This is a genomic window from Bradyrhizobium sp. SZCCHNS1050, from assembly GCF_032484785.1.
Lineage (GTDB): Bacteria > Pseudomonadota > Alphaproteobacteria > Rhizobiales > Xanthobacteraceae > Bradyrhizobium.
Genome location: NZ_JAUETR010000001.1, coordinates 4,705,991 through 4,717,377, shown reverse-complemented (window position 1 = coordinate 4,717,377; position 11,387 = coordinate 4,705,991). Strand labels below are relative to the sequence as shown.

At 65.6% G+C, this 11,387-nt stretch carries 10 protein-coding genes; 7 read left to right on the top strand and 3 right to left on the bottom strand.

Features of this window, described 5'->3' with window-relative positions; genetic code table 11:
- Window positions 1–18: 18 nt before the first annotated feature.
- Complete coding sequence (locus QX094_RS21305) at window positions 19–1,317, bottom strand: TadE/TadG family type IV pilus assembly protein (protein ID WP_315717320.1); 1,299 nt, start codon at window positions 1,315–1,317, stop codon at window positions 19–21.
- Between the two features lie 348 nt (window positions 1,318–1,665).
- Between QX094_RS21305 and QX094_RS21300 the strand changes: the two genes are divergently transcribed.
- From QX094_RS21300 to QX094_RS21290, 3 genes are all read left to right on the top strand, one after another.
- Window positions 1,666–2,073, top strand: a complete 408-nt coding sequence (locus QX094_RS21300; RefSeq protein ID WP_315717321.1) for a hypothetical protein — start codon at window positions 1,666–1,668, stop codon at window positions 2,071–2,073.
- A 110-nt stretch (window positions 2,074–2,183) separates the two neighbouring features.
- On the top strand, window positions 2,184–3,359 hold the full coding sequence (locus tag QX094_RS21295) for a zinc-dependent alcohol dehydrogenase (RefSeq protein ID WP_316167422.1): 1,176 nt from the start codon (window positions 2,184–2,186) through the stop codon (window positions 3,357–3,359).
- 13 nt (window positions 3,360–3,372) lie between these two features.
- A complete protein-coding gene (locus QX094_RS21290) occupies window positions 3,373–3,912 on the top strand; it encodes a hypothetical protein (protein ID WP_315826999.1) in 540 nt (179 codons plus the stop codon).
- Window positions 3,913–3,937: 25 nt separating this feature from the next.
- Here the strand turns inward: QX094_RS21290 and QX094_RS21285 are convergent, their stop codons facing one another.
- Window positions 3,938–4,756, bottom strand: a complete 819-nt coding sequence (locus QX094_RS21285; protein ID WP_316188107.1) for a hypothetical protein — start codon at window positions 4,754–4,756, stop codon at window positions 3,938–3,940.
- Between the two features lie 368 nt (window positions 4,757–5,124).
- Between QX094_RS21285 and pgm the strand changes: the two genes are divergently transcribed.
- The 4 genes from pgm to QX094_RS21265 all read left to right on the top strand — a co-directional run bounded on the left by pgm (window position 5,125) and on the right by QX094_RS21265 (window position 10,431).
- Window positions 5,125–6,765 carry a phosphoglucomutase (alpha-D-glucose-1,6-bisphosphate-dependent) gene (gene pgm, locus QX094_RS21280; protein WP_316188106.1) on the top strand — a complete coding sequence of 547 codons (1,641 nt, stop codon included), beginning with the start codon at window positions 5,125–5,127 and terminating at the stop codon, window positions 6,763–6,765.
- A gap of 232 nt (window positions 6,766–6,997) precedes the next feature.
- The gene (locus QX094_RS21275) at window positions 6,998–8,233 is read left to right on the top strand and encodes a lytic murein transglycosylase (RefSeq protein WP_315827133.1); all 1,236 of its coding nucleotides are present in this window, start codon (window positions 6,998–7,000) and stop codon (window positions 8,231–8,233) included.
- 438 nt (window positions 8,234–8,671) lie between these two features.
- Window positions 8,672–9,175 carry a DUF1993 domain-containing protein gene (locus QX094_RS21270; protein ID WP_315717326.1) on the top strand — a complete coding sequence of 168 codons (504 nt, stop codon included), beginning with the start codon at window positions 8,672–8,674 and terminating at the stop codon, window positions 9,173–9,175.
- Between the two features lie 158 nt (window positions 9,176–9,333).
- Entirely contained in the window at window positions 9,334–10,431 is a 1,098-nt protein-coding gene (locus QX094_RS21265; RefSeq protein WP_315717327.1) for an alkene reductase, read from the top strand.
- A 174-nt stretch (window positions 10,432–10,605) separates the two neighbouring features.
- On the opposite strand, the gene QX094_RS21260 is transcribed toward QX094_RS21265, so the two are convergent.
- Window positions 10,606–11,022 carry a hypothetical protein gene (locus QX094_RS21260; RefSeq protein WP_315717373.1) on the bottom strand — a complete coding sequence of 139 codons (417 nt, stop codon included), beginning with the start codon at window positions 11,020–11,022 and terminating at the stop codon, window positions 10,606–10,608.
- Window positions 11,023–11,387: the final 365 nt, after the last annotated feature.

Genomic DNA, 11,387 nt, shown 5'->3' with positions numbered 1-11,387 from the left:
GCGCCTGGACGACCTGCCCTATTTGGTCAGATGCGCCGATGCGATCGCCTGCTGGAACAGCGCGGTAAGCGCTGCGCCGATGCTGCCGCTCGAATCGACCTCGTAGTAGTAGCCCGGGCTGGCGCACGATTTCATGATGCCGCTGATCGAATCCCGCCATGGCGCGATATAGGTCGTGTACCAGCTGTTGTTGGTGATCGCGAGATAGGTGGTGTAGAGCACGGCGATCTTGATGCCACGAGCCTTCAACGCATCGCAGGTCGTCGTGTTCAGCGGTTCCTGGCAGCGGCCGCCCGAGAGAACTGTCTTGCTGCAGGTGGTCGGATAGGAATAGTCGGCGACGCCATCGGAGACGAAGAACAGCCATTTCTGCGGGCTGGTCGACGAGCCATCGCCCTGGGTCGGGATGACGCCGTTCATCGCGGACATCGCACCGTCGAAATCGCTGCACATGTCGTTGTTGTAGCCGCTGTAGGGGATCGTCATCAGGTCGAGCGAACCGACCGACGATTTCACCGAGGACATGCTCGAGGACAGGCTGGCGATGGTCGTCAGGCCGAGCGAGCCGCAGTCGCTGCCCAGGCTGTACACCGCCATGCGGTACTGGTTGCTGACGACCTGGCTGGCGGTCGCCGTGTCCGTGAGCGACTGCGTCGCGCTCCGGACGACGTCGATGCGCATCGTCACGCCCTTCTTCTTGGCGATGGAATAATAACTGTTGGTCTGCAGCGTCTTCTTCGAGCTGGACGTATAGGTGTCGTGGCAGGCGAAGGCGCACTTGTCGGACGTCGCATTCTGCAGCGTCGTCATGTCGGCCGTGGTCGCGCCGAGACCCTGCGACGGCGAGTTGTCGAGCAGAACGTAAAAGTCCATGTAGGTCGGGAACGAGGCCGAAGCCGACGACGAGGCCGAGACCGTCATGGTCGGGTAGCCGAACATGTGCATGAAGGCCGTCTTGACCACCACGGTGGCGCTGCCGGTCACGGTCCGCGCGGTGACGCTATCGCTGATATCGATGTTCAGCGAGTCCGCCGCCAGATTGTGCGCCGACATCTGGCCGTTGAACATGTTGGTCGCCGCCGTCTTGGCGTCCGACGCGGCGCCGCGCATGGCGGTGTAGCCGGTCGCGGCCAGCATCGCGGCGTCCATCGAAGCCGACAGCTTCGCCTTGGCGCGCACGGCCATCGAATAGTCGATCGCCGAGCCGACGAAGGCGAGGATCGGGAGCAAAGCAAGCGCGAAGATGATCGCGATGTTGCCGCTCTGGTCGCGACGGAACCGCGACAGTAGCCTGAGGTATCTATTTCCGGCCAGCACGGCCACACTCCAACGAACACGGTGATGTTGCCGGGAATGTTGCGGATCAAGCGTTGCATTGGAATTGATGGAATTGCCGAGAATTGGTTACGTTGCGTTTCCGATTGTCGTAAGCGGCCTTTCTGCGGTGCCGTTGCACCACTCGGAGCGACATGACCGCCATGCGGACGCTTTTTTTTGGCGGGCCCCGGCATCGAATGCCGGACGGATCTCATCGGCCCGCCGCCCCTGATCGGCGCGGCACCCCTCCTCTGGTACCCCGATTGCAAAGCGGCGGCACCGATTGCATAGTCCGCGCGGTTTGCAGCGCCGGGGCGCGCTGATTCTCTGGGGGAGTTGGGGACGACGATGGCGGATGCCGATCTTGATGCCGTGATCCGGCAACTGGCCAAGCAGCAGAACAAGGCCATTCTGGCAGCGGCGAAGAAGCGCAAGGACCGCTTCAACGGCATGGCCGTCAAGGCCAAGGACAAGGACGCCAAGGAGCGCTTCAAGCTGCTCGCCCGCGAGGCGGTCGAGCAGGCCAATGCCGCCGCCCGACGGCTCCTGATCTCCGCCGACAACGTCGCCGACAGCTACGCCCGCGCGATGCGCCAGGCCGCCGCCGCGGAGCTGCCCAGGAAGCCGGAGACCAAGCAGCCGGAGAAGAAGGCCGACGGTGCGGCGGCCAAGCCGCAAGGCGGCAAACAGGCTGGCAAGGCTGCCAGGAGGGATCCTGCGAGGCCCGCGCCGAAGAAGGCCGCCCGGAAGGCCTGAGCCGGCCATCGAGCGCGGGACGCCGCGCCACTCCGGAAAATTCCGCGCTCGATAGCAACCATCGCCGCGCCCTTCGACTTGCCTCCGCAACATTCTGTCCGGAGGACCGTATGAAGGCGCTGGTTTGGCATGGCAAAGAGGACATTCGCTGCGACACCGTCAGCGATCCCGAGATCGAGCATGACAGGGATGCCATCATCAAGGTGACGAGCTGCGCGATCTGCGGCTCCGACCTGCATCTGTTCCACAACTACATCCCGGCGATGATGCCCGGCGATATCATGGGCCACGAGACCATGGGCGAGGTCGTCGAGGTCGGTTCCGGCGTCAACGGCAAGCTCAAGAAGGGCGATCGCATCGTCGTGCCCTTCACCATCATCTGCGGCGAATGCGAGCAGTGCCGGCGCGGCAATTTCTCGGTCTGCGAGACCACCAACCGCAACAAGCATCTTGCCGAGAAAGTGTTCGGACACACCACCGCGGGCCTGTTCGGCTACACGCATCTCACCGGCGGCTATCCGGGAGGCCAGGCCGAATACCTGCGCGTGCCGTTCGCCGACGCCACGCACATCAAGGTTCCCGACGGCATGACGGACGAGCAAGCGCTGTTTCTCAGCGACATCTTCCCGACCGGATGGCAGGCGGCCGCGCAATGCGACATCGAGCCGGACGATACGGTCGCTGTGTGGGGCTGCGGCCCGGTGGGACAGATGGCGATCCGCAGCGCCATCCTGCTCGGCGCCTCCCAGGTGATTGCGATCGACCGCATTCCGGAGCGGCTGGCGATGGCCGAGGCCGGCGGCGCCATCCCCATCAATTTCGACAAGGAGAGCGTGGTCGGGCGGCTGAACGAGCTGACCGACAACAAGGGCCCGGAGAAGTGCATCGATTGCGTCGGCTTCGAGAGCCACGTCACCCTTGCGCAGCCCGACAGCGTGATCGATCGCGCCAAGCAGATGTTCATGCTCGAGAACGACCGGCCGCACGTGCTGCGCGAGATCATCTATGTCTGCCGTCCCGGCGGCATCGTCTCGATCCCCGGCGTCTACAGCGGGCTGTCCGACATGGTGCCAATGGGCGCGCTGATGAACAAGGGCCTGACGATCCGCACCGGCCAGACCCACGTCAACCGCTGGACGGACGACCTCGTGCAGCGCATCGAGGATGGCCAGATCGACCCGTCCTTCGTCATCACCCACACCGTGCCGCTCGCGCAGGGACCTGAGATGTACCGCGCCTTCCGCGACAAGCAGGACAGCTGCGTCAAGGTCGTGCTGAAGCCATAAGGGATCGCATCGCATGTTTCATTTCTCGAATCTCGTGAGATCCAAGGGCGACCCCAAGATCATCTCGACCGGCCCCAGCTCGCTGACGCCGGCCGATCGTCTGGCCCGCGGGCTCGGCTGGTTCAGCATCGTGCTCGGCACGCTGGAGCTGCTGGCGCCGCACCGCGTCACGCATGCGCTCGGCATGGAGGGCCGCGAGGGACTGGTGCGGGCCTATGGCGTGCGCGAGCTGTTCGCCGGCGTGCTCACGCTGTCGGTGGAGAAGCGGGCCGGCCTGCTGAGCCGCGTCGCCGGCGACGGGCTGGACATGCTGACGCTGGCCGGTGAGCTCAGGCCGAGCAATCCGCGCGCGGGCAGCGTGCTGGCGGCGCTGGTCATGGTCGGAGGCATCACGGCGCTGGACTACATGTGCGCCCAGGACGTCAAGAGGCAGCACGATCCGCGACGCGGCCGCAAGCGCCTCTATAGCGACCGCAGCGGCTTTCCCAGGGGAATCGCGGCCGTGAAGGGCGCGGCGCTGCCGCGGCCGTCGCGCAGCGCCGCCGCGACCTAGCCGGCCTGTGACAAGCGTCCTGAAGCTACGGCTTCAGGACGACAGAGAACAGGCGAAAGCCCGCGACCTTCGGAAACGCCTCCGCGGCCTCCGGCGAGACCAGGGCCACCACGGCCGCGCTCACCTCGCCATTGTTCAACCGGGTGATCGCGGTGGCCTGCCCTTCCAGCAGCAGCACCTCCGTCGCACCGGCCGCATTCATGGCCGCGGTGATCTTCGCGTTGGACTTGGCGTAGCGCTCGTCGATCGCGATCACCTTGCCGCTGAGATCGCCCAATCCGCGCACGGTGGGACGCGCCAGCAGCACCGCGACGAGATGACTGTCGGCGGGCCCCTCTGGGACACGCAGCGCGGTCATCCGCTCGGCCAGCTCGGCCGCCACCGTCACCGCAGCCACCATGACGTCGCTCTGGACCTTGGCCGGATTCGGCATATCGGTCGTGACGGAGGGGGTCTTGATCACCGGCGCGGGCGCGCCGTCAGCCGGCGCGACCGGATCGGGCCGCGGCGTGCGCGCCGGTGCCGCGAGCGGCTTTTCGATCGGTTTGTCAATCGCCTTTTCAATCGTCTTGGCGGTGGCGATTGGCGACTTGACCCGGCGCTTTGCGGCGCGGGCGTGCTTGTGCTGCAGAGTCGCGCGGCGCGCGACCGCGGCTGCAGGCTTGTGGATCGTGTCGGCAGGCTCCAATGATTGCGGCGACTGGTCGGCGACGGGACCGTCCACGCAGGGCCTTCCGCTCAGATCGACGCAAGGCGAGGCCACCTGCGGCGTCACCTGGTGGCTGCAGCCGGCCAGGGCCAAGGTTGAAACGACGGCCAACGCGCCGAGACAAAGCGCTCTCACTTTTCCGCTCCTGACGACTCTCCCGCGCACGAGACGCGCCTCTGCTCCGGCCTGCTATTTCAACGGCCATCCGTTAAACTCAGGCTTAAGCGCCGGTCCCGGCACGCGGACTCAGTGAGGCGTGGTTAATGTCGCGCGCACAAGGCGGCGACATTGGCCGGCCTCGACCGCGAGAACCCGGCATTCCCTCAGCGGATATCAAATAGACTTCACGCCGCCGCGGGGGGGCGTGCACGAATTCCGTTGATCGGATCACCGCGCGCCGCCATGTTGCGGCAGGTTCGTCGCGACGCCCCGCGTTCCCTGCGCCCGCCGCGGCGGAACGAAGCGCCGCCGCAGATGTTTCTCGAACTTGCGAAGGATGCTCCATGGCCAAGACAGACCCCGCAGCCGGCAGGCCGATCGCCAATGCCGCGCTCGCCAACATTCCGCGGCTGATCACGGCCTATTATGCGCTGAAGCCCGACCCGCACGAGCCGACCCAGCGCGTCGCTTTCGGCACGTCGGGGCATCGCGGCTCATCGTTGAAGACCGGCTTCAACGAGAACCACATTCTCGCCACCAGCCAGGCGCTCTGCGACTACCGCCGCCAGCAGGGCCTCGACGGCCCCCTCTTCGTCGGCATCGACACCCACGCGCTGGCCGAGCCGGCGCTTGCCAGCGCGCTCGAAGTGTTCGGCGCCAATGGCGTCGAGGTGATGGTCGACAAGGACGGCGGCTACACACCGACGCCGGTGATCTCGCACGCCATCATCTCCTACAACAAGGGCCGCACGGCGCATCTCGCCGACGGCGTCGTCATCACGCCGTCGCACAATCCGCCGGAGGATGGCGGCTACAAATACAATCCGCCGCATGGCGGCCCCGCCGACACCGACGCGACGGCCGAGATCGAGCGGCAGGCCAATGTGTATCTGGCCAACGACCTCGATGGCGTATCGCGCATCAGCTACAGCCAGGCCAAGCAGCGCGGCTCGTTGCACGCTTACGACTACATCACGCCCTACGTTGCCGATCTTGCCAACACCGTCGATCTCGACGCCGTCAAGGCGGCCGGGATCAAGATCGGCATCGATCCGCTCGGTGGCGCGGCGATCGCCTACTGGGCGCCGATCATCGAGCGCTACGGTCTCAACGCTGAAATCGTCAACGACGTCGTCGATCCCACCTTCCGCTTCATGACCGCGGACTGGGACGGCAAGATCCGCATGGACTGCTCCTCGCCCTACGCGATGGCGAGCCTGATAGGCATGCGCGAGCGCTTCGACGTCGCGTTTGCCAACGACACCGACGCCGACCGCCATGGCATCGTCACCCGCTCGGGCGGGCTGATGAATCCCAACCACTATCTAGCGACGGCGATCTCCTACCTGTTCGCTCACCGGCCCGGTTGGCGAAGCGATGCCGCGATCGGCAAGACCATCGTGTCGAGCTCGATGATCGACCGCGTCGCACGCAAGCTCGGCCGCAAGCTCGTCGAAACCCCCGTCGGCTTCAAATGGTTCGTCGAGGGCCTCGGCTCCGGCAGTTTCGGCTTCGCCGGCGAGGAGAGCGCAGGCGCCTCGTTCCTGAAGCGCGACGGCACGGTGTGGACCACCGACAAGGACGGCCTGATCCTCGGGCTGCTCGCGGCCGAGATCATGGCCAGGCGCGCCCGCGACCCGAGCGAGCTCTACAAGGAGCTGACGGCCGAGCTCGGCGCGCCGGTCTATGAGCGCATCGACGTGCCGGCGAGCCCGCCGGCAAAGGCGGCGCTGAAGGCGCTGACGCCGGAAATGCTGAACCTGAAGGAGCTCGCCGGCGATCCCGTTCGCATGGTGCATACGAAGGCTCCGGGCAACGGCCAGTCGTTCGGCGGCATCAAGGTCGAGACCGACTACGGCTGGTTCGCGGCGCGACCCTCCGGCACCGAGGACGTCAACAAGCTCTATGCCGAGAGTTTTCGCGACGCCGAGCATCTCAAGCGGATCCAGAGCGAGGCCCAGGCGGCGCTGGCGAAGGTGGGATGAAAGGGCGAGTAGCGAATAGGGCGTAGCGAATAGGGTTCTCGCCGTTTCCCATTCGCCATTCGCTATTCGCCCCTGCCCCCTTCCCTCCCGCCCCCCGCATCGGATATCGATGGCTGGACAACGACCTGACAGCCATCGGTGAGACCGGATGCGAAGCTCTTCGACTGCCTTGCGCGTCACCTTCAGCGCGCTCGCAACCTCGTTCATGCTGGTTGTCAGCGCCGCGGCGCAAATGGCGCCGGAGGCGGCCGCACCACGTCCGAAGCCGGCGCCATCGATGCGCGCCGCGGCCTGCCATAACGGCCAGAGCTTCGACCGGTTTCTCGCCGAGCTGAAGCAACGCGCCATTGCCGAAGGCGTGTCGCAGCGCGCGATCGCGGCCGCCTCGCCGTACCTCACCTACAACCAGGGCATCGTCAATCGCGACCGCGGCCAGCGCGTGTTCGGTCAACTGTTCACCGAGTTCGCCGGCCGGATGGCCGCGCCCTACCGGATGCAGAACGGCCAGCAGCACATCCGGATGCATGCGGCAGCGTTCGCGCGCGCTGAGAAGGAGTATGGCGTGCCCCCGGCGGTCATCGCCGCGTTCTGGGGCCTGGAGAGCGATTTCGGCGCCAACATGGGCAATTTGCCGGTGCTGCCGTCGCTGGTGTCGCTGGCCTATGATTGCCGCCGCAGCGAGCGCTTCCAGAATGAGACCATCGCCGCGCTGAAGGTCATCGACCGCGGCGATCTCGCGCCGGAGGAGATGATCGGCTCCTGGGCCGGCGAGCTCGGTCAGACGCAGTTCCTGCCGACCCACTACGTCACCTATGCCGTCGACTATGACGGCGATGGCCGCCGCGACCTCCTGCGCAGCGCGCCCGACGTGATCGGCTCGACCGCGAACTACATCGCGACCGGACTGAAATGGCGCCGCGGCGAGCCGTGGCTGGAGGAGATCCGCGTGCCCCAGGCGTTTCCGTGGGAGCAGGCCGATCTCACCGTCAAGGCGCCGCGCAGCAAATGGGCCGGCCTCGGCGTGACCTATGCCGACGGCCGGCCGCTGCCGAACGATGCGCTCGAAGCCTCGGTGCTGCTGCCGATGGGCCGCAACGGCCCGGCGTTCCTGGCCTATGCCAATTTCGCCGCCTACACCGAGTGGAACAATTCGCTGATCTATTCGACCACCGCGGCCTATCTCGCCACCCGCATCGCCGGCGCGGCGCCGATGCGCAAAGCCAGCGGCCCGGTCGCGCAACTGCCGTTCAACGAGATCAAGGAGCTGCAGCAACTCCTGGTAAAGGCCGGCTTCGACGTCGGCAAGGTCGATGGCGTGCTGGGGCAGCAGAGCCGCATCGCGGTCAAAACGATGCAGGTGCGGCTCGGGCTGCCGGCCGATTCCTGGCCAACGGCGGAACTGCTCGTACGCATGCGCGGCACGCCGCGGGCGCAGGCGGCGCCGGCTTCAGCGACAGCGACACGGTAGGTGAGCCGACATCATCGCGCGGCGCTCCTCGTCTCTCAATTGCAGATGACTTATTGTCCGACTTCATGCGACCGTGTCGTCCGCTCTTCGCTATTCCAATTTATCACCTCGGAATTGGACGGCCAGATGATCGCTCAGGACAAAAGCGCGAGCAGACGGGCAATTGAAGCCCGATTTGGCTTGTAGCGCCGATCTTCATCCTGACCCTGTTCGGCCACCCAGGCTCGTCGTTCTCCACGACCTCGATCCGGCATTTCGGCCACGGCTTGGGGAAATCCTCCAGGGGACGCGTCCACAATCGCCGTGACCTCAGCGTGAACGACTGGAATGCACGGCGACCGCAAAAACCAGAAAGATGCAGTTGCATTCTCTTGGACGCCGCCCCATCTCCGAGGGCGCGCGCTTTCGTCGCGACGTCTCCTGCCAAAAGAGAGCATCATGTCCTTTTACGATTCGACCGTGCCGGCCTACCTCCAGATCCTCGGCAGCCTGTCCGGCCTGCTCAGCAAGGCCGAGGCCCATTGCGAAGCCAAAAAGATCGCCCCCGAGGTGCTGCTCGGCGCACGGCTGTATCCGGACATGCTGCCGCTCTCCAAGCAGATCCAGCTCGCCTGCGACTTCGCCGCCAAGGGCTGCGCGCGGCTTTCCCATAGCGAGGTCCCGAGCACGCCCGACACCGAGACGACGTTCGCCGAGCTTCGCCAGCGGCTTGCCAGAACCATCGATTACCTGAAGACGTTCCAGCCGGCGCAGTTCGAAGGGGCCGATAGCCGCGACGTCACCTTTCCAAGCGGGCCCAACACCACGCTGACCCTGAAGGGGCAGGACTTCGTCAACCGCGTCTCGTTTCCGAACTTCTATTTCCACGCCGCGATCGCCCACGGCATCCTCCGCCACAACGGCGTCGAAATCGGCAAGCGGGACTTCCTGGGCGTCGCCTGATCCCTTTCGTCTATTGCAACAGGCTATCCAACGGATGGCCTGTTGCGGCCGCTCCATCGCGCGGCACGTCTGCGCCGGACGGATACCTCGCGGCATTGCGCTGTTCGCGGCAATGCACAACTGACCACGATCCCCTCCCCTCTCCTGGAAAGATCCCGATGAGTGCATCCAAACTGTTCGCGCCATATCAGCTCGGTCCGGTCACCCTCGCCAATCGCGTCGTGATGGCGCCGTTGACCCGCAACCGCGCGGTGGACGGCCTCGCGCCGGGTCCGCTGACGGCCGAATATTACAGCCAGCGCGCCTCCGCCGGCCTCCTGATCTCCGAGGCCAGCCAGGTCTCGCAGCAGGGCCAGGGCTACCAGGACACGCCTGGCATCTACTCCAAGGAGCAGATCGCCGGCTGGCGCAAGGTGACCGACGCGGTGCATGCCAAGGGCGGGCGCATCTTCATCCAGCTCTGGCATGTCGGCCGTATCTCCCATGTCTCGCTGCAGCCGAATGGCGGTGCGCCGGTCGCGCCCTCGGCGATCGCGGCCAAGACCAAGACCTTCGTCGGCGGCGCGTTCACCGACGTCTCGACGCCACGTGCGCTCGAGCTCGCGGAAATTCCCGGCATCGTCGCGGCGTTCAAGCAGGCAGCGCTGAATGCGATCGAGGCCGGCTTCGACGGCGTCGAGATCCATGGCGCCAACGGCTATCTGCTCGACCAGTTCGCCAAGGACGGCGCCAACAAGCGCACCGACGCCTATGGCGGGTCGATCGAGAACCGCGCAAAGCTGATGCTCGAGGTTGCCAAGGCCGTGTCGGAGGCGATCGGCGCCGACAGGACCGGCATTCGGCTATCTCCGGTGACGCCGGCCAACGACATCTCGGATTCCAATCCGCAGGCGCTGTTCGACTACATCGTCGACCAGCTCGCGGCGCTGAATCTGGTCTACATCCACGTGATCGAGGGGGCGACCGGCGGCCCGCGCGACGTTGCGCCGTTCGACTACGCGTCGCTGCGCAAGCGCTTCAAGGGCACCTACATCGCCAACAACGGCTATGACCTCGCGCTCGCGAACAAACAGCTCGATGCCAACGCGGCCGACCTGATCGCCTTCGGCCGGCCGTTCATCGCCAACCCGGATCTGGTCGAGCGGCTCAAGGTCAGCGCGCCGCTCAACGAGCTCGACCGCGCCACCCTCTATGGCGGCGGCGAGAAGGGCTACACCGACTATCCGACGCTGAAGGCGGCGCAAGCGGCGGAGTAGTCGCCATCACGTAGGGTTGGCACAGCAGCCGCTCGCAGGGCGGCCGCGTGCCCACCATGCCTCCGCGAGAGCGGAGGGAGCGGTGGGCACGGCGCACGAGAGGCCGCGCCTGTCGCAACATCTCGCTTCGCGCCTTTGCCCACCCTGCGCTTCTGCGATCCGGCACATCCCCACCTACATCATGCTGCCGGGCAGGAAGCACCGCACATCGATGCGCAGGCCCGTATTCAGCTCGCGATAATACACGGGCCATACCATCGTCCGGCCGGCGCGATTGGGCTCGGTCACCACGGCCTCCTCCGGAACGACCCACCATTGGCCTTCAATGCGAACACGGTAGCGGCCATCCTTCGTGTCCCAATCCGTGTCCGAGAGCGCGGTGCCATCCGCATCCGAGCAGCACGGCCCCTTGCCCGAACGCAAACTCTCGAACCAGCCCTTGAGCGGAGAATTGGCGTAACGCCCATCGAGATCGCGCGCCGCCGCATCGCCAAGCAGCAGAGAATGCGCCCCCAGACTGCCAGCGAGAAGCACGACAGAGATTGTCGCTCGTATCCAAGGAGGCACGTGGGGCCGGTGAACGGCATCCATCGATGACGCGATGATCGATACAAGGCTTGAAGATCTACGGCTCATGTGCACCACCTCGCTGCTCGATACGATGCGCAATAGCTGGTCGGGTTCTGTGGCGGAAGTTCGTAGTTGGCGGAAGCCGTCAGCAACTAATCGCGATGCTTCGTAAATTCCACAGGCGCACAGCGATCTCGTTCACGAGGTCAGCGGGATAATTGCCCAAAATCCATCGTGAGCAGACTCATCGACGATTCATACCGGTTGCGTAGGGTGAGCAAAGCAGCTGCCCGCAGGGCGGTCACGTGCCCGCCGTGCATCCGCGCAAGCGGAAGGAATGGTGGGCACGGCGCGCGGTGGAGTTGAGCTCGTGACATGCAGTATCG